Genomic DNA, 18,814 nt, shown 5'->3' on the forward strand with positions numbered 1-18,814 from the left:
TCACAGCCATTCTCTCCTGTCAACACCTTCTCAGCAAGTTCGCTCCAGCAGAGCGTTCGCTCCAGCTAGCGGCTGGCTGAGGCCGGAACCTGCTCAAGTCGCAATGAGAGCAGCCGAGAGGCGCTTTCGCGCATGGTGACGCCATAGATGGCCTGAGCAGCCGTCATAGTCACGCGATTATGGGTGATCACGATGAACTGGGTGCGCTGGGCCAGGCGCTTCAGGATGTCGCAGAAACGGGTGACGTTGGACTCGTCAAGGGCGGCATCCACTTCATCCAGCAAACAAAACGGCGGCGGGTTGATCTCCAGCAGAGAGAAGAGCAGGGCGGCCGAGACCAGCGCCCGTTCACCTCCTGAGAGCAGCGAGAGGTCCTGCACCTTTTTGCCGGGCGGCTGAACGATAACCTCGACACCAGCTGGCATGCTGGAGGGGATCGTCCCTTCTTCGTCGCTGCCCTTTGCCACCATCAATTCCAGGCGCGCGGTACCACCGTTGAAGAGGGTGGTGAAATGCTCTTTGAAGCGTGTATTTACAGCCTGGAAGGTCTCCTCAAACTGCCTGGCCATGGTGACATCAAGCTGGCTGATAATGGTATAGAGCTGCTGAGCCGCCTGCTCAAGGTCCATGATCTGCGCGGTGAGAAAATCATAGCGCGTCCGGGTCTCTGTATAGACCTGCGGGGCATTGGCGTCGCAGCCTCCCATCGCCTTGATGCGCCCCCTCAGACTCTCTATGCGTCGGCGGTATTTACGCAACTGCGTCTCTTCCTCTTCTGTTAACTGATCTACAACGTCCGCCTGCGCATGCACGTCATTCTGCACCGTTACAGCGAGCGCACGCTGGCCATTGTACTCATGTACCTGTTCACCCACATCAGCAACCTCATCCGGCATGTCCCCTGTGTGTCTACCATGGCGATTCAGCTCTTCCGGGTCGGTGATATTCATTTCCTCCTGCAATTGGGCAAGCAGGGATTCCACGGCGTCACGCGCCTTCTGGCTGTCCAGCAATGAGCGGCGATAGGCGGACTCCAGTTCACGCGTGTGTTGCTGTACTTTGATGCGCTGCTGCTCTTGAGAAAGGATCTGCTCCTCAATTTCAGTCAGAGATTTCTCTATTACGTGCAGATCCTGCGTCAGCGTATCCGCACGCTGGCGCGCCTGCTCCAGGTCCTTACTCTGCAGGGCTATGGACTCCTGTACGTCTTGCTGCTGCTGTTCCGCCTCTTTGATGCGCTTGACCTGCTGCTGGATCTGGTTTTTGAGATCCTGAGCCTGATTTTGTAGATTTGAGAGTTGCTGGCGCAGGGAGCGCGCCTCCTGACGCTTCACGGCTACCGCTGTGCGTTCACGGCCCAGTTCGTCCTGCTTGCGCCGGTACGTGGTGGCACGTTCCTCCATTTCAATCCGCAGCCCCTCAACCAGTCCGCTCATTTCGCGCTGTGACTTCTCATGGGTGCGCACGCGTTCATGAGCGGCAGCGACCTCTTGCTCTAGACCCGCTACCTCAGAGGATAGCTGCTGCTCAATCGAGGCGGCCATGCGGATCTCTGTCTGTACACGCTCCAGTTCTCTCTGAGAAGAGTTGATTGTTTTATTCATCTCATGGATGCGGCCGCTAACCTTCTGGAGCTCTTTTTCGGTGGCGTTCTGCTCGGCGCGGCGGCCCTCTTGTTTGCGTTGCGCCTCGCTCATCATATCGTGCAACTGGTTGATCATGAGGTTAATCTCTTCCAGATGCTGCGGAAGCTCACGCAGTTCTCGTTCATAGGCCAGCAGTCCCTGTTGCGATCCGGCTTTGCCATTGCCGCCGGTCAGCCAGCCATCTAGATGCAAGACCTCGCCTGCCACCGTGACCAGTGAGGTAAAGGGCAGATCGCTGTCGGATGAGATGCTGAGTTCCATCCCCCAGGCCAGCAGTTCCTGGGCGGCCGCCAGGTCCCGGGCCAGGACGACACCATGCAAGAGGCGCATAAAGATAGGGGTGAAGCGAGGCTCACATTGTAGCTGCTTCCAGGCAAATCCCAGAATGCGTGGCTTCAGTTCGGGGACCGTCTCCAGGTAACGATCAAGCACCCGTTCTTCAACCTGCCCCTGAATCGTGCGTACCTCATGCATGTCGTCGTCCTCATCATCTTCCACGCGTTCCATCCAGATAATCATGGCGCGACCGGCCTGGATTTTCTGCAGATACGCCAGGCCGCGCTGGGCATCAGCCAGTGTCCGCACGACGACGGCCTGCATGTATGGTCCCAGAGCAGCTTCAAGGGCCGTCTCCATCCCACTGGCAACGACGCCTAACTGTGGAACAGGACCCACCAGACCGCTGAAGTCAGAGGCGGGAGCCCGCAGCAGTGCACGCACGCCATCGCTATAGCCGCTGAGACTCTGGCGCCAGTTTTTGAGCATATTCAAGCGATCCACCGTGGTGCGCTTGCGCCGCTCGGCTTCCGTCAAGGCGGACTTCATACGCTCCAGTTCTTGCTGGGCGTCAGAGATGGTTTTGGCGATAGTTTGTTTGCGCTGGAGGATTTGCTGCTCCTCGGTACGCATCTCCTCAAGACGGCCCCGTTCTTCGACCAGGCGGCCTTCCAGGGTACGCTGAGATTGCTGAGTCTGGGAGATCGTGTCGCGCCGACTGGCCAGGGTACGGTTGCGCTCTCCTAGCTGCTTCTGCAAACGTCCCAGTTCGGTCTGGGTTGAGCCCAGACGCGCCTGCACCTGTACCAGGTCGCTCTGAGCCGAGCGTAACCGGCGCTCGTCCATCTCATATTCTTTCTGCGCCTGCGCTACCGTACCCTCTAAACTGGCAAGTTGCGCGGCCCCGTTATCGACCGCCTCGTCCGCCAGATCGCACTGCTCCTCCAGGTCGATCAACTGCTTCTGCTGAGCAATCGAGCGCTCACGTAACCGGCGCTCTTCGGTCTGCAGTTCGCCACGCTGACGCTCCAGGCCACCGATGCGCTCTTCATTAACGGCCAGGTCGCGCTCCAGCCGCCGCACCAGTTCGTTGGCCTTATCGCAGGATGCACGCGCCTCACCGATCTGGACCTGTATCTGCTGGCGCCGGTTGCGCAATGACTGGGACTGCTCTGTGAGTTGCTGCAATTCGGCCTCGGCCTGGCGCACCTTCTGACCCTGCTCACGTTCGGCCTGTTCAGCGTGTTCGCGCGTGGCACGTAGCCGCCGCCATTGCAGGGCGTACCAGGATAACAGCACCTCGTTGAGCTCATCATTTAACTGCGCGAACTCCAGCGCTCGTTTGGCTTGCTCGGCCAGGGGAGCCAGGCGTGGCTCAATCTCGCTCACAATATCACGCAGGCGCTCCACATTCTGCTCGGTCTGCTTCAAACGCGTCTCGGCATCGGTGCGCTGCACCTGAAAGGGACGAATACCGGCGGCATCCTCAAACAGCGCACGCCGCTCCTCCGCGCGCAAACTCAAAGCGGCATCGATCAGACCCTGACCCACTACGGTATAGGAATCATGCCCGATGCGTGCCTGGGCCAGCAGCAATAAGACGTCTTTGAGGCGCACCTTCTGCTTGTTGATCAGATATTCGTTCTCTCCCGAGCGATAGCTGCGGCGCGTGACGGTGATCTCACTGTACTCTGAGGGGACCCAGCCAGTGCTGTTGTCGAGCGTTAGCGACACCTCCGCCATGCCAAGAGGGGCCTTCCCCTGTCCACCCGCGAAAATAATATCGTCACTCTTCTTGCCGCGCAATTGCCGCATGCTCTGCTCGCCAAGCACCCAGCGCATGGAGTCCGCCACATTGGATTTTCCTGCTCCATTGGGTCCTACTACCGCCGTGATGCCGGGGCTAAATTCAAGCATGGTTCGCGCCGCAAAGCTCTTGAAGCCGAGCATTTCTAGTCGTTTAAGATACACCGCCTGGCTTTATCCTCTTCCTGAAAAATATCAAAAAACGTCGCCATGTCGTTCAAATACAGTATACTCTTACACAGCCGTCACGGCAGATAATTATCGCTTCTCCATGACCATCTTGCTGTACCGTATCTCCTATATCCGCCTCACCCTCTAAGCTATAAGAAATGGCATCCGCCGCCAGTAGATATCCGTCTGCGCAGAGAACTTCAACTGGCCGCTCGACGCTAGCGACGCCACGAATAAAATTGTAGAGTCGTCGAGCCCTCCACTCATTGGCATTCACGACATATTCATTGTCCCCCGGATATGGATGATAGCTACTCAAGGCTTCGTCCTGAGGACGTGCATGGCATTGCCCGGACGCTAATGCCTGGATCGTTTGCACCAGGAGCCGCGCACCTACTCCGGCGCAGAGCGCCTCCAGTTCCCCGTAGCGAACCCCTTCGGGCACCGCAATCGTTTCCTGCGCCAGAATCGGCCCGCTATCCAATGCAGTGGTTAGTTGGTGAATCGTGACGCCAGCCTGCTCCTCTCCCGCTCGCAGGGTCCAGAAAAGCGGCAAGGGGCCCCGATTGGCCGGGAGCAGCGAGGGATGAACATTGATTCCGCCCAGGCGCGGTAGCTCTAAGAGAGAACGCGGAATGAGCCGGGAGAAGCAAGCAACGCAGAGGATATCGGGATGGTAAGCGGCCAGCGTTGTCAGCGTCTCTGGATCATTCAGCTTGCGTACCTGCCAGACCGGGATAGAATGCGCCCACGCCATCTGCGTCAGCGAGGGGGTAACGGGCGTTAACATGGGCAGGCTACCACGCCGACTCCGAGGAGCAACCTTCGACACTATCGCAGGCGCGACATGTATACCCGGCAAGGTGTCTCCATCGGCAGGAATAATAACGGCGCAGATCTCAAACCCATTCTGGATAAGCGCTGTGAAGGATGGTAACGAAAAATCGCACTCCATCCCAAAGAAAAGGATGCGCATCCCTGGTGAAGAAGCCCCTGACATCTTTCTTATCCTTTTCATCGTACTGCCTGCCAGTCCACTGCTCTTTTTGGACAAACAAACGTTCAAAAAATGGTAGCAAATCTCTCCCTCGCTGTCAAACAACGACCACGATCAACAGGAGCATGCAGGGCTTTTTAATATTCGTCCAGAGATCGTCGAGAGATCACGAGCAAGTCATAAGATGTACATTCTTTTGTGTGTGGAGTGTATGTGGTGGGCGGCCGCGGCCGCCCACCACATACACTCCACACTCCCAACCCGGCGCTGCAGGCGCCAAAGAGAAAAATTTAAAAGCCCTGAGGAACATGCGAGAAGGCGTGCAATAATAGCTGCCGACATAGTACAATAATGAGTAAGATGCTATAGGGCATCGGCTGACGTTTTCCATTAACGGCAAGTGCGAGCTGCTCAATGGTTTTTATTATTACCCTTTATGAGGGAGAGTTCATATGCCAAGAATGGTTTATTGCGTCAAGTTGCAGCGTGAACTTCCTGGTCTGGAGAAACCTCCGTTTCCAGGAAAGCTGGGGCAGCGCATTTACGAACAGATTTCACAGCAAGCCTATGATATGTGGCCAGCACAACAGGTGTTGATTATCAATCACTATGGGTTGAATATGGCCGATCCTGAGTCTCGTAAGATCTTACGCGAACAGATGGAAGAGTTTTTCTTTGGGCAGGATGCCGCAATGCCAGAAGGATGGGCGCCTGAGACGGCCGGAGCCGGTAGTAAGGGCGCTCCACAGCGCAAAGGGGGGGGAGGCGCGCCACGAAGGAAATAAGAAAGCATGGAGATATTCTGTTGATCTCGTGCTATGAGTTGGGACATCAACCTTTCCACCTGGCATCATTGTCGGCCATGCTTGAGCAGTCTGGCTACGCGCCGGTGTGTGTCGATACATCCATTGACTCGCTTTCAGATGAGGCGATTCGCCAGGCACGCTTCGTGGCCATCTCGGTCCCTATGCATACGGCGATGCGTCTGGGCGAGCAGGTCGCGCAGCGCATTCGTACGCTCAATCCAGCGGCGTATATCTGCCTGTATGGCCTGTATGCGCTGCTCAATGCCGACCACCTGCTCGAACAGCATGCCATTAATGCGGCCATTGGGGGCGAATATGAGGTCCCACTGTGTCAACTGATCGCCGCGGTAGAACAGGATAAAGATGATGGCATCCCGGGCGTGTATAGCCATGGGCATGCCAGCGGACCCTGGATTCAGCGTACGCCGTTTCTGGTACCTGAGCGCGATCACCTGCCCGCCCTGGATCGCTATGCGCGCATGGAACGGGGAACAGAGACTCGCGTGGTCGGCTATACCGAATCTACACGCGGCTGCAAACATACATGCGTCCATTGTCCGGTAACGCCGATATATCATGGACGCTTCTTCGCGGTCCCGGCAGACGTTGTGCTGGCGGATATTCGCGCCCAGGTGGCCGCAGGGGCACAGCATATCACCTTTGGCGATCCCGATTTCTGGAATGGTCCCACCCACGCCCTGCGTATCACACGCGCGATGCACCAGGAGTTTCCGGACCTGACCTTCGACGCCACGATCAAGATCGAGCACTTACTCAAACATCGGCAGTTCCTGCCGGAAATGAAAGAACTGGGCTGCGTCTTTGTGGTTTCGGCGGTCGAATCATTGAACAACAGGGTGTTACAGGAGCTGGCCAAAAATCATACCGCCGCCGATGTAGCCGAGGCTTTCACCGAGATGGAGCGCGTCGGGATTACGCTGCGTCCATCACTGCTGCCTTTCACGCCCTGGGAAACGCTCGATAGCTATATTGAGCTCCTTGACTTCTTCGAGCAGGGACACTTCATCGAGCATATCGATCCGGTTCACCTCTCGATTCGCCTGCTCGTCCCTCCCGGCTCGGCGCATCTGGATACACCCGGTAGTTCAAACTGGATCGGTGAATTTGATCCCACCGCCTTTGGCTACCGCTGGGCGCATCCCGATCCACGCATGGATGATCTGCAGAAACAGGTTGCCACGCTGGTCGAGCAGGCCGAACAGATGGGGTCAGACGCGATAATGACCTTTTTTCAGATCAAAGCACGCGCGCTTGCTATGAAAGGTGAGAAGCTATCTGCCTTCAAAGCCATGCGCCAGTATGGTGAACGGAAAGAGCTTCCCCACCTTACCGAGTCCTGGTTCTGCTGCGCTGAACCTACCAGCAATCAACTCTGCGCCAGGCGCGCATAAAAAACAAGTATGAGTCATCCCGGATTTTTGAAAAATCATCCGGGATGACTCATACTGCTACGAAAAAGTCTAAAGGTCGTGCCGCCTGACTCCTGGCTACTTTTATGCTTGATACGTCAGCTTATAGACGGTGCCGCTTAGATCATCAGAGATAAAGATGTTGCCCTGCTGATCAATCGCGGTATCAACCGGTCGGCCCCAGACGGATGTGTTATCCTGCCAGCCCGTGACCAGGTCGATCTGCTGCCCGGGCTGCTGCGACTGGTTATTCCAGGGGAAGTAGATGACTTTATAACCCGTGGGAACGGTACGATTCCAGGAGCCATGCAGACTGATCAATGCACCGGTATGTTGTGGGTTCGGCGCAGCAGGATCCTGCAGAAAAACCAGCCCCAGCGGCGCGGAATGGGCCTGTATCCCTTTGTCGATACGCTGCATCTGATCACAGTTCACGTGACCGTCGACATTAAACTCGACATCGCGATCGAATGGCATGTGATTGACGCCCTGATTGGGATTGGGATTACAAAACGGCCAGCCGTAGTTGGACCCTTCCTGAATATGGGTAAACTCTTCAGGCGGATGATTATCAACATACGCCGGAATCCGCTGCTGGTATTGACCCGTCGCGTCTTGATGGGGATAAAGGATATTATCGCGATTGTTCACAGCTACCCACAGCTGGTTCGTACCTGGTACAAAAGCCAGTCCCTCGGCGTTGCGCAATCCATGCGCGTAGAGATGTCCCTGGGTACCATCAGCATTATACTGATAGATAGCGCCCCTCAAAGGATTGCTCTGGGTATCCGCCAGGCAGGCATTACAGGTCGAGGCGATCGAGACATAGAGTTTATTATTGCTGTCCAGCGCGATATTCTTGAGCTCATGTCCATAGGCGCCATGCAATTCGGGACTGCTGCTATCAGGTAATCCCGTCACCACAATCTGCCGATCATGAGCCTGGGTATCCCCTTTCTGGTAGAGGAAACGATCGATCTGGTTCGTTTCGGAGATATAGACATATGTCTGCTGGCCAATAGTATGAAACACAATATCCTGTGGACGCCGTAAGCCACTGACAAAGGTCGATACATCAGGATTTCCCTGTTGATTGGCCCGCACCAGGTCAACTTTCCCCTCATCAGGCACCGAGACCAGCAGATCACCGGCCGGCGTGACCGCCATAAAGCGAGCTTTAGGGATGCGTGTATAGACGGAAATCTGCATATGTGGGGGCACGTTCAGATAACGGTCCTGCTCAAACGCCCCGCCGCGCATGTCGGAAGCAACAGATACCTTGACGCGCTGATTTCCCGCTGTAGGCTGGGCCAGGATCGCTGAAACAGCCGATGGTGAAGTTCCTTGCTTGGACGTTGCTGTCGCGCTTGCTTTCGCACCCGCAGGCGTACTGGTAGGGGTCGGTTTTGAAGCGCTTGATGGTGCGCTGGTGGATCCACAACCACTCAACACCAGCAGCAAACACAAACAGAGCGTCGTTATCCCCCCGAACATTGAATACCTTCGCACAGCGTAAGCTCCCCTTTCCCAAACAAACATACAATGTGCATTTTCTTAAACTCTTCGCATCTCAAAATCATCTTGTCTCATATGCACGTATTCCAAAGCAAATCAATACAAGTATAGTGGTAAAGTACTAGTTGCCAGATGCTGGCATAACCTCAAGTACAGGTGACTGGATATCGGACCCATCCAGAGACTACAATAAAGATACATACTATAGCAAAAGCGAGGTGAAACATGGATCCGGCAGTTAAGAAGCAAGCATTACGTACATTTACGTATGGGCTCTATGTGATTATGAGTAAGGAGGGCGAGGTTGTAAATGCATTTACAGCCAACTGGCTCACCCAGGTCTCTTTTGAGCCCCCTCTGATCGCCGTCTCTATCGAGAACGATGCCAAATCGCTCTCGATGATTCAACATAGCCAGACCTTCACTATCAACGTCCTGAAAACGGGACAGCGCGAGCTGGCTGGCCAGCTCGGTCGATCGTACTTCAAAAATCCAGATAAGCTGGCTGGCATCGCATACACAATGCAGCAAGATGCCTATCCAGTACTCAACGACGCCCTGGCCTGGACCACCTGTAAAGTACAGAACAGCGTACCAGCTGGCGATTCAACCCTGGTCATCGCGGAGGTCGTTGAAGCCGGCGTACAGTCTGAAGGTGCCTCTCTTACCATGAACGAGGCTGGCTTCCGCCACGCGGGCTAAATCGTAACAACCTCAATATCATGTCAGGACGCTATACAGAGATGCAGCATCCTGACATGATATTATATATAGGTATACACATTCTATACCCAAAAGAGGAAAAACAAGCAAAGGAGCTCACCGCATGCAGCGTCAGAGCAGCGCATCGTCAGATACCCATAGCACATCCATGCTGGATATAAAACGCGACTGTACATTCTGCCAGATAGACCGTATCGCTCCACTGATAATGAAGGAAACGCAAAATTTACGCCTGGTAGCCGATCATGCTCCCCTGGTTGAAGGTCACATTTTGATTATCCCTAAACAACACTATACCTGTTACGGTGATGTCTCCTCCAGCCTGGATGATGAACTGTTCGAACTCAAGCAAGAAGTGCGGCGCTTTTTTGAGCTCTACTATGCCGAGCCGGTGTATTGGGAACATGGTATCTTCCACCAGACAGTCTTCCATGCCCATCTTCACTGCTTCCCCATCGGCCCACTGACCTACGACCTGGAACACCACGGGCATGGTCAACGCATCCATAGCCAGGAAGATATTCGTAGCTGGCATCAACAAAATGGTCACTATTTTTATCTCGAAGATACCCACTATGGCTACCTGTTTCCCCCTAAACCCGAAACCTATTCATCCATCATCAAAAATGTGCTCGGACCAGCCGTCACGGCCCACAGCAGCTATAAACAGTGGCGCCTGCCTCAGGAACGCCAGATCGATGGCAAGCCACTGATCGCATCAGTCATAACTCGTTGGAAAGAATTCGAGCACGACGAGCAGGCTGATGCCCGCTCATCGTAAATAATAGGCCTCATTTCGTTTTTACAGCAGAGCTCAATAAAAAAGCGTATACTAGAGAGTAGCTACTAGTTTATTTTTTGATTTAGAGGAGACTATTGCATCAATGGAAATTCGCAAAGTTGGCGTTATCGGATGCGGCTTAATGGGTGGAGGTATCGCGCAGACCTGCGCGCAGTCAGGCTATACTACAGTTGTGCGCGAGGTCAATCAAGAACTGCTCGATAAGGGGTTGGCGCGCATAGAGGCGGCCTGGCAGAAGATGGAAAGCAAAGGTAAGCTCACAGCGCAACAGGCGGTGGAAACACGTGAACACCTGCGCGGCACAATCAACCTGGAGGACCTGGCCGACTGTGACATCATTATCGAGGCGGTCATCGAGAATATGGAGGAGAAATTACGTCTCTATCCTGCTCTTGATCGCCTGCTCAAACCCGAGGCACTATTATTGAGCAATACCTCATCACTGAGTGTCACCCAGATGGGAGCGGTTACCAAACGATCCGACAAAGTGGCGGGCCTGCATTTCTTTAATCCGGCCCCGGTCATGCAGCTGGTCGAAATCGTACGCACCATCTCCACCTCTGATGAAACAATCGAGACCGTCCAACAATTCGCCCGTTCGCTCGGCAAGACGCCAGTACTGGCCAAAGATACGGCGGGCTTCATCGTCAACTTCCTGCTCATCCCTTATTTGATCTCGGCCGTCCGTATGCTGGAAAACGGTGTCGCCAGCCGAGATGACATCGATACAGCCATGAAGCTCGGCTGTGGTTATCCCATGGGTCCTTTTACACTGCTTGACTATGTGGGGCTCGACACAACGCTCTGGGCGGCAGAAGCGATCTATGATGAATACAAGGATCCACTGTATGCTCCCCCTCCCCTGCTGCGCCGCATGGTTCAATCGGGATATTATGGAAAGAAAAGCGGCAAAGGGTTCTATGATTATCAATAATCTGATTTTTTGAGGTGTTGATGCATCAACACCTCAAAGCTCCTTGAGCACCGTAGGTGCGAAAACTCATCTTGCGGGAACAGGAAATAAAAAAAAAGATGCGAGCATTGCTCGCATCTTTTTTTGATGTGCTTAGTCGGCGGCCGCAACACGAGGTGGGAGAGATCTACGTGTATTGTAACCACGACGGTCAGATACATAGCGCTGAGGTGTTGGGCGAACCTCATCGGGATGATATGAGCCAGCCGCATCGGTATTGATACCAGGGAAATTTGGGCCATAGTTGTAGTGACCGGTCTCGGCAGGAGACAGCGGACCACGCGCAAACATTGGCACACCTTTTACATCTGGCACACCATACTCGGGCGACTCATCGTAGAGATCAGTTGGCACGCGGTCAAGACCACGCTTGAGCAGATCCACTTCGCTAACCTTCAAACGCACAGTATTATTGACAACGTCATTCTCAATAAAGCGTAGCGGCACATAATAGACCTTCATGGAGAAACCACCACGGTCGGCCAGAATGTAATTGCCCAGGCGAGCCTGCACAGAGCCCAGTGACTCACCATCTCTATCAATGACAGTTTGACCAATCTGGAACTTCCCCAGAGCTCCAGCTAGCTGTGGAGAAGAAATATACGTTTCTTCTGGCGCAGCCATTGGATCTTCTAGTGCCCATCCCAGAATACCTACCAGAATGAAGACGGCGCCAACCAGAGTCAGCCACGGCGCATCGGGAATGAACAACAAGCCAACTATCGAAACCAGAATTGCGACACTGAGCAGTACAGGCCACAGGCTTGGATTCGGTAAATGGACATGATGTTCCTCCTCAGCAGCCAGTGCATCCTCCTCATAATCAGCGACAACAGTGCTCTCTCTATCGTCTGTAGCGGGATTAGCACGTTGAAGAGAACTATCCATAAGCATTTCCTCTAAGAATGTAGTACGATCTGTGAGGACGAGTATTCCCAATTAATTGTCCTGTTCATAACAATAACACAATTCCCCATTTTTGACCAGAGTATAGCCCTCCACAACGTCCGCATCGCGCTCACCGCTCTACAATTCTTGTGCAAAACTGGCCGGCGGTATCCCCTATTGTTCGCGCAAGTGGATGTCAAAGTGGATGTCGAAGTGGATGTCAGATCTTCCTCTCTTAAACGGTGGTACAAGCGGCTTCTATATAAGGCTACTCAAACACAGAAAATGGTTCACCCACTGGCAAAAGAGCACCAGAGTCATTTTCTACTCACCCTGGCTTATGTTAGGTTTCATCTCTTGTAGGAGGTTGGTATAATTTGCACGAACAGTTTGAGTATAAGGATGCTCGGACCCCAGTTGCTGTTCCATAATGTGTAAGGCGCGTTGGCAAAGTGGCTCCGCCTCCGCATACTTACCCTGCTCAGCATACAAGTTCGCCAAGTTATTAAGCGAAGATGCCACATCGGGATGTTCGGGTCCCAGGTTCTGCACCCCGATGTGCAAGGCACGCTGGCAGAGCGGCTCCGCCTCCGCATATTTACCCTGCCTTTGGTAAAGGCTCCCTAATCCGATGAGCGGAGACACCACATCGGGATGCTCGGCTCCCAGTTGCTGTTCCATAATGTGTAAGGCACGCTGATAAAGTGGTTCCGCCCCTGCATGCTTGCCTTGTGCAGCATACAAGTTCGCTAAGTTATTAAGCGAAACTGCCACATCAGGGTGCTCGGACCCCAGATGCTGCTCTATAATGTGTAAGGCACGCTGATAGAGCGGCTCCGCCTCCGCATGCTTACCCTGCGCAGCATACAAGTTCGCCAAGTTATTAAGCGAAGATGCCACATCAGGATGCTCGAGCCCCAGATGCTGTTCCATAATATGCAAGGCGCGCTGGCAAAATGGTTCCGCCTCCGCATACTTGCCTTGCACAGCATACAAACTCGCCAAGTTATTAAGCGGAGATGCCACATCAGGATGCTCGAGCCCCAAGTTCTGCTCCCTGATGTGCAAGGCACGCTGGCAGAGTGGCTCTGCCTCCACATATTTACCTTGCCTTTGGTAAAGATTCGCCAAGTTATTAAGCGAAGATGCCATCCGGAGATGCTCGGGTCCCAGGTTCTGCTCCCTGATGTGCAAGGCACGCTGGCAGAGTGGCTCTGCCTCCGCATATTTACCCTGCTCAACATACAGACCCGCCAAGTTATTAAGCAAAGATGCCATCCAGGGGTGCTCGGACCCCAGATGCTGTTCTATAATGTGTAAGGCACGCTGATAAAACGGTTCTGCCTCTACATACTTGCCCTGCTTTTTGTAAAGCAGCCCCAATTCGCTGAGCGGAGACACCACATCGGGATGCTCGGCTCCCAGCTGCTGTTCCATAATATATAAAGCTTGCTGGTAAAGGGGCTCCGCTTCACCATAACGCGCATAATGCTGAAAGTAGGATGCTAACTCATAAAGCAGACGACTTGCCTTCCGACTGGTAATCTGATACTGTTGAATAATCTGTGTTCCTGCCAGTGCTTGAATCAGAAGCCGTTCACATTGCTGCCAGGCACCATGTTTTGCTTTTGGAAATGCTGCATTGATCGCCAACATCGCCCGTTCGGCCCAAGTATGCTGTTCCCTTTCATTCAACGTGTCCTGGAGTACTGTCTGAACCAACCGATGAACGGAGAGCGTCCTCTCACTAGGATCACGTCGGACCAGCGAATAAGCCCGTAAAACCTCGATGGCTTGATTGCGCAGCAACGCACTCGAGGCAAGAGGAGCTAGTAGCGGTCCAAGAACCGAGGAATCTGCCGTCAAGATTTCTTCTGCAATGGCATCTGGTGCCAAATAGGCGCACAGGTGCAACAGGTCAGCTGCCGCAGGATTCTTCTCCTGGACGCGCCTAAAGGAAAGTAACCAGGTGGTTGCTACAGCCTCAGGATGATCAGAAATGCGGGAACGGCGCTCTTGAAGCAACATTTGTCGATGGATTTGATAGATCTCTTGATACTCCTGCAAGCTCATCCCAGTCGCTTCCAGATAAGCCCCAGCTTGATCTAAAGCCAAAGGTAATCCACCCAACTCATGCGTGATTGAGGTTGCTAATTGCCAATCTTCAAATAGCGCTTGCGACAAATCGGCCTCCGGAGCCAGGAGACCGGCTCGTCGTAAGAGCAAGGCGGCCCCTTGCTCTTTAGACAACGTTTCCACCTCCAGGCGTGTGGCGAGCCGCTGCATATCCCAGGCCCGTGTGGTCAGTAGAATATGGCCTCCAGGAACAATAGGAAGAAATGGCGGTAACACATCCAATTCATCCGCATTATCAAGAATAAGCAGCCACTTCTGATGCTTCTGTAGCCACAACTTGACGGCCTCTATAGTGATCTCCTGTTCCTCTGCATCACATTCTGGGAGATTGAGAAGCTTGGCAATCGCGATGTAGGAGGAGATGAGCGTATCTTGACTCTCAGCCCGTGCCCACAAGACAGTTTCATAGTCCTGGTGGTAGCGATAAGCATATTCCGTAGCAATCTGTGTCTTGCCGATCCCTCCCAGCCCGCTAATAGCAGTAGGGGATTGGGAAAGAGCCATTGTCTGGCCTGCTTGTAATTGAGCATGTAATTGTGAGAGAACTTCATCTCGCCCCATAAAGAAAGGATTACGCGGATAGGGGATGCTCCAGATGGATGGCAAAGCGGCACGCGGAGAGCTAGCTGGCAACAACGCCAAATCTTCGATAGCTCGACGAATACCAGTCACCACATCCACAAATGCTTCATCGCGATTGCTCCAGACGGTGATCGCTTTGCCATCAGTTGGCAAGACTTGTAAATGAGAAAACAAGGCGCCTTTCCAGTCAGCTGGGCGCAATATCACGGGAATGACGCGAGCTTGGCCAGCTTGGTCGCGAGCCAACGCACGTTTCATCTCAACCTGATAGCAATAGTCCGACGCGAGGAAATCCGAGCTGACCAACAGAAGGATAATCGATGCATGGTCTAATCGCTCATCAATCGTCCTGGCCCAGTCAGTACCCGGAGCGATCTTCCGATCGAACCAGGTCGAGATGAGTCCCTGACGTTCGAGTGAACTGAGATGCTTCACCAACTCATCGCGCAATGGTTCATCTTCATGGGCGTAAGAAAGGAATACGCTAATTGCGTTTGAGTACGTTGTCATAGTTAAAGCATTCTATTCATCCAGTAAGATGAATCTTCATAGATTATCATAGTGAACAATAGAGACACTGCTACTTTTTTTTAAATAAATGGCCGAAATATTTGTCCACAGCATGAGTATGATTGGGATGTTCTTCTTTCTGTAAATCATAAAGATCATTGGGAATGTCTTCTAAGAATGCCCTCATAATCCAATGACCTCTAATGTCTAAATCAAAAATGCTAGCGTGCTTGCGCTTAAAAATATCGCGATACGTTGTTGTTACGCGACAAATGATCCAATCTTCATACAGCATCCGTTCTTTTTCTGCTGGACTAATAATCGGTTGGGAAGGAGCCAAAAACGAATAACTGTCTATACTGCCCTTAAGCAAAGCCAAAACAGGCTTGGAATACTGACAGGTTTTACTTTCTCCTATATTGATAATGTTAATTTTAGTATGCCAATAATCATTCCTCGAAGCATCCAAAAGCTTGTCGTTATGCGCCAATGCTTCTGGACCAAAGATGACACTCATCACATTGAAAGCAACTCCAGTTCCTACATTTTGTAGCGTTAAAAGGTGCTTTGCCTCATTCCAGTCGATCCACCCTTTCTTTCCCAGCTGGGTGTGAATTGTTTGTAAGCGATGACTTCTACGGTCATCGTAAGAGATATAAGCACTATCGTTAGGGCCGCTATCATTTATAGTATGCACGGGATTATCACCAGCAATCACAAGCGCGGGAAGAGCAGAGTCATAACGAATGCGCTGCGATTGCTTTTGCGAATCTTTACTGGCTCGGATGGAAACCCAGATAGCAACAATCACTGCGGCGAGTGAGACAATAGCGCTGACCCATTGACCCCAACCTGCAAAAATAGCAATATGATTCGGATTATTCCAATCCATATAGTATATCCTCCTCCACATGTTTATATTCATACTTATTTCTTTTATTAAGAAAGGCCCACCATATCACATGGGCAAGGCGGGAATCGAAAGATTACATATTCTTACTGAAGAATCATCTTGATCAACCAAGCCATTCCCTCTTCTTACCAACCAGCAAATAGCATGAAAAATATGTTCGGTTAGCTTTCCATGCTATTTGCTGGTTGGAACACTTCATCTAACAGAATTACACATACAAAATCAATCTCCACAGATTTCAACCACGCTGCTGAAACAACCCCTCAAGATTCTTAACACGAGTTTCCACAGGCCAGCGCATCTGAATTTGCTTAAAAACATCCGCAGACTCGCTTTGCCAAATTTCATATCCCTGTTCAACTGCAGCGTTAGCACCCGCTTCAACATATGCGCAACTCATCTCAAGATTTCCCAATTCAGCCGCTGCACTTCCCTGCAGGTTGATAATCTCAATACGCCAACTTTCCGCGATGGGGAGCTTGGGGTTAAGTCCATCTACTTGTGCCAGCGCGTCCCAGGCCTGTTGAGGCTGGTCTAAGTCCATGTATGTCAGCCCATCATACAGATGGAGAACTGCTTCATTACAAACCGTATACAGGAAACTTGGGTCTTCTTCTGGCTGCGAGGGAAACACTTCGTGTGCGCGGCCTCTATACCTCAGCGCATCTTGCTGGTTTCCACATCGCGCGTAGGCGCTGGCCAATCCCATATATATTCTGGCACGTAGCAGAGGAGAGACATAACGTGTAAGAGAAAGCGCCCTCTGATATGTCTGCAAAGCCTTGTCAGTCTTCTTGGCAACAAGAGCGATCGTTGCCATCTGTTTAAGTGCAGCTACCTGGATACTATAGTCGCCTGTAAGCTGGCTATACTGCACTGCTAGATCACAGTACCTCTCTAACACAGGAACGTTGCCCTTGTCCACCTCAGCCGCAAGTATGTAACCTTGTGAGGCGATCGCCGCTGCCGCTTTCTGGTTCTTTGAAGATGTTTGGGCCAGGGTCTCTACCCTTGGTAAGAAGGTTGGTAGGATCTCCTGTACGGTCTCGGGCTGACTCGCGTTATTCAGTCCCCAGCAAGTGTCTACTAGCTTTGAAAAGTGCGTTAACGTTTCCTCATTAATGTTTGTTGGCTTGGCAAGTCCTCTGCTGAGCCTATCCCAAGGCTCAGGGTTTATCAGCTCATTCATAGGCATTGCCAGTGTTAATCCAGATACGCCCAGCAATTGTTTTAATGCGTTCCGCCTTGACTCGTCAAAGTGCGCCATTTTGTCCTCTCCTATTAGTATGGAAGAGAGATATGATGCTTGCTCCCTTGTTAAAACAATGATTGATGGGCTTTGACTTTCCTGCAACTCGTAGATTGATGGCTGTGCCGGAACACTTGTCGATGTGGTTGCATCTCCAGTTGTATCCAGCAAATGTCCATCATCTGTATATCCCAGATCCCGAGGAGACATCCCAAAAGCCTGACACAGTAAACTCAGATTATACCCTCTGGGTGTCTGCGTACCCAGCTCCCAGCGCATATAGGTGCGTTCACTTACTTCAGCCTTATCTGCAGCGAAAGCCTGTGACCATAACCGCTGCTTCCTGGCATTACGTAGCTTCTGGTTCATCTCAGCCCCTTAAATGAATTCTAAGGTTCTACGACAGTAGGGTCAAGCAAAACACATCTTCAAAATGGAGCATTACGGCACAAACGACAGGTAAATGACAGGTGGTAACGACACTATAAACGTGAGTAAAACGTCCGATTTACGACATTCTCCTCTTTTTCTGTGTGAAGTATTATTAGCGTTAAGACAGCCGTGCCCTTAGCATACATCATTAAATAGGAAGGTTTCAACGTGAACAAAGCTTATAGGCACATAAATACCAAAACCGCGTTAAGCAACATGGCAAACCGTTCCTCAAACGTACAACAAAGTCTACCGAACTGTTTGAATACCGAGTTCTTGAAAAGTTACAGATCGGTCAAGATGTTTGCTCAACGCGATACAGGCACGCGCAGCCAGTGCTGCTCTGACAGGCTTTCCTTTCTCAATCTTTTCGATCGTTGCGCGGGATATGTCCGCTTCTTTCGATAGTTGAGTGATAGTCAATCCAGCATTGGTTCGTAGGTCTTCAAATGTGGTCATAAAACCCTCCCTTTTCTGTACATTGTATTGGCTAGATACTAGCATATAGTTGCAAAGAAATCAATTTGTTTAGTTGTAATTGATCATCTTTGCCAAAATCCGCTAAAAAAGCATTGACATCGGAGAAGATACGGCCGTATACTTCCATCAGCGCAAGCAAAAATGATCAAAGAAGGGCAAAAAAAGACAAATAACGGCCGTAAAGTTACATTCTGAAAGGAGAAAGAGCTATGCTAACTCAGGTGTTCCCCTGGATTGTAGTTTCAGGATTGCTGGGATTAATCGCTGGCTTGATCTTGGGCATTTACCTGGCTTCAGCCTTAGTGAGAGGTCACTATAGCCATATCTTGACCAATCCGGATCACGGCCAACATATCCTAAAGGCGGCATTTATTCCTCGGTCTTATCCAGCGAGCCGCCCCATTGATAGAGGCGATGAGGAATACTACATGCACACACACCGCTAGCAAGCAGAAAGGCTTGGCATGCGCCACATACCA

At 52.0% G+C, this 18,814-nt stretch carries 14 protein-coding genes; 6 read left to right on the forward strand and 8 right to left on the reverse strand.

All coding sequences use genetic code 11. The features are described from left to right. Positions 1–65 precede the first annotated feature (65 nt). Together smc and AABA21_RS15175 are read right to left on the reverse strand one after the other, a co-directional pair. Positions 66–3,893: a chromosome segregation protein SMC gene (gene smc, locus AABA21_RS15170; protein WP_338251483.1), complete on the reverse strand. Its 3,828-nt coding sequence runs from the start codon at positions 3,891–3,893 to the stop codon at positions 66–68. A 52-nt stretch (positions 3,894–3,945) separates the two neighbouring features. Beyond that, positions 3,946–4,899, reverse strand: a complete 954-nt coding sequence (locus AABA21_RS15175; RefSeq protein ID WP_338251485.1) for a methionyl-tRNA formyltransferase — start codon at positions 4,897–4,899, stop codon at positions 3,946–3,948. 449 nt (positions 4,900–5,348) lie between these two features. On the opposite strand from AABA21_RS15175, the gene AABA21_RS15180 reads away from it, so the two are divergent. Both AABA21_RS15180 and AABA21_RS15185 read left to right on the forward strand, forming a co-directional pair. Next, positions 5,349–5,681 carry an oxidative damage protection protein gene (locus AABA21_RS15180; RefSeq protein WP_338251487.1) on the forward strand — a complete coding sequence of 111 codons (333 nt, stop codon included), beginning with the start codon at positions 5,349–5,351 and terminating at the stop codon, positions 5,679–5,681. Next, entirely contained in the window at positions 5,678–7,114 is a 1,437-nt protein-coding gene (locus AABA21_RS15185; RefSeq protein WP_338258446.1) for a CUAEP/CCAEP-tail radical SAM (seleno)protein, read from the forward strand. The genes AABA21_RS15180 and AABA21_RS15185 overlap by 4 nt, the downstream gene beginning before the upstream one ends. A gap of 102 nt (positions 7,115–7,216) precedes the next feature. On the opposite strand, the gene AABA21_RS15190 is transcribed toward AABA21_RS15185, so the two are convergent. Further along, the gene (locus AABA21_RS15190; protein WP_338251488.1) at positions 7,217–8,641 is read right to left on the reverse strand and encodes a PQQ-dependent sugar dehydrogenase; all 1,425 of its coding nucleotides are present in this window, start codon (positions 8,639–8,641) and stop codon (positions 7,217–7,219) included. 231 nt (positions 8,642–8,872) lie between these two features. Here AABA21_RS15190 and AABA21_RS15195 point away from each other — a divergent pair, with 231 nt between their 5' ends. The 3 genes from AABA21_RS15195 to AABA21_RS15205 all read left to right on the forward strand — a co-directional run bounded on the left by AABA21_RS15195 (position 8,873) and on the right by AABA21_RS15205 (position 11,106). Then, a complete protein-coding gene (locus AABA21_RS15195) occupies positions 8,873–9,349 on the forward strand; it encodes a flavin reductase family protein (RefSeq protein WP_338251491.1) in 477 nt (158 codons plus the stop codon). Positions 9,350–9,473: 124 nt separating this feature from the next. Beyond that, positions 9,474–10,151, forward strand: a complete 678-nt coding sequence (locus AABA21_RS15200; protein WP_338251493.1) for an HIT family protein — start codon at positions 9,474–9,476, stop codon at positions 10,149–10,151. A 103-nt stretch (positions 10,152–10,254) separates the two neighbouring features. Further along, the gene (locus AABA21_RS15205) at positions 10,255–11,106 is read left to right on the forward strand and encodes a 3-hydroxyacyl-CoA dehydrogenase family protein (RefSeq protein ID WP_338251495.1); all 852 of its coding nucleotides are present in this window, start codon (positions 10,255–10,257) and stop codon (positions 11,104–11,106) included. Between the two features lie 132 nt (positions 11,107–11,238). Here AABA21_RS15205 and AABA21_RS15210 read toward each other — a convergent pair whose 3' ends face one another. From AABA21_RS15210 to AABA21_RS15230, 5 genes are all read right to left on the reverse strand, one after another. After that, a complete protein-coding gene (locus AABA21_RS15210) occupies positions 11,239–12,033 on the reverse strand; it encodes a PRC-barrel domain-containing protein (RefSeq protein WP_338251497.1) in 795 nt (264 codons plus the stop codon). A gap of 324 nt (positions 12,034–12,357) precedes the next feature. Next, a complete protein-coding gene (gene fxsT, locus AABA21_RS15215) occupies positions 12,358–15,261 on the reverse strand; it encodes an FxSxx-COOH system tetratricopeptide repeat protein (RefSeq protein WP_338251498.1) in 2,904 nt (967 codons plus the stop codon). Between the two features lie 70 nt (positions 15,262–15,331). Beyond that, entirely contained in the window at positions 15,332–16,153 is an 822-nt protein-coding gene (locus tag AABA21_RS15220; RefSeq protein ID WP_338251500.1) for a hypothetical protein, read from the reverse strand. Positions 16,154–16,412: 259 nt separating this feature from the next. Beyond that, positions 16,413–17,792 carry an NsdA family TPR-like regulatory protein gene (locus tag AABA21_RS15225; RefSeq protein ID WP_338251503.1) on the reverse strand — a complete coding sequence of 460 codons (1,380 nt, stop codon included), beginning with the start codon at positions 17,790–17,792 and terminating at the stop codon, positions 16,413–16,415. A 312-nt stretch (positions 17,793–18,104) separates the two neighbouring features. Then, a complete protein-coding gene (locus AABA21_RS15230; RefSeq protein WP_201360613.1) occupies positions 18,105–18,314 on the reverse strand; it encodes a helix-turn-helix domain-containing protein in 210 nt (69 codons plus the stop codon). A 230-nt stretch (positions 18,315–18,544) separates the two neighbouring features. Between AABA21_RS15230 and AABA21_RS15235 the strand changes: the two genes are divergently transcribed. Next, on the forward strand, positions 18,545–18,781 hold the full coding sequence (locus AABA21_RS15235) for a hypothetical protein (RefSeq protein WP_338251508.1): 237 nt from the start codon (positions 18,545–18,547) through the stop codon (positions 18,779–18,781). Positions 18,782–18,814 lie beyond the last annotated feature (33 nt).

This window comes from Dictyobacter halimunensis (genome assembly GCF_036245075.1).

Bases quoted from the DNA above. Each gene is read 5' to 3' on its own strand.
- AABA21_RS15175 (WP_338251485.1), bottom strand. From the start codon at position 4,899: ATGTCAGGGGCTTCTTCACCAGGGATGCGCATCCTTTTCTTTGGGATG.
- AABA21_RS15180 (WP_338251487.1), top strand. From the start codon at position 5,349: ATGCCAAGAATGGTTTATTGCGTCAAGTTGCAGCGTGAACTTCCTGGT.
- AABA21_RS15195 (WP_338251491.1), top strand. From the start codon at position 8,873: ATGGATCCGGCAGTTAAGAAGCAAGCATTACGTACATTTACGTATGGG.
- AABA21_RS15200 (WP_338251493.1), top strand. From the start codon at position 9,474: ATGCAGCGTCAGAGCAGCGCATCGTCAGATACCCATAGCACATCCATG.
- AABA21_RS15205 (WP_338251495.1), top strand. From the start codon at position 10,255: ATGGAAATTCGCAAAGTTGGCGTTATCGGATGCGGCTTAATGGGTGGA.
- AABA21_RS15210 (WP_338251497.1), bottom strand. From the start codon at position 12,033: ATGGATAGTTCTCTTCAACGTGCTAATCCCGCTACAGACGATAGAGAG.
- fxsT (WP_338251498.1), bottom strand. From the start codon at position 15,261: ATGACAACGTACTCAAACGCAATTAGCGTATTCCTTTCTTACGCCCAT.
- AABA21_RS15220 (WP_338251500.1), bottom strand. From the start codon at position 16,153: ATGGATTGGAATAATCCGAATCATATTGCTATTTTTGCAGGTTGGGGT.
- AABA21_RS15225 (WP_338251503.1), bottom strand. From the start codon at position 17,792: ATGAACCAGAAGCTACGTAATGCCAGGAAGCAGCGGTTATGGTCACAG.
- AABA21_RS15230 (WP_201360613.1), bottom strand. From the start codon at position 18,314: ATGACCACATTTGAAGACCTACGAACCAATGCTGGATTGACTATCACT.
- AABA21_RS15235 (WP_338251508.1), top strand. From the start codon at position 18,545: ATGCTAACTCAGGTGTTCCCCTGGATTGTAGTTTCAGGATTGCTGGGA.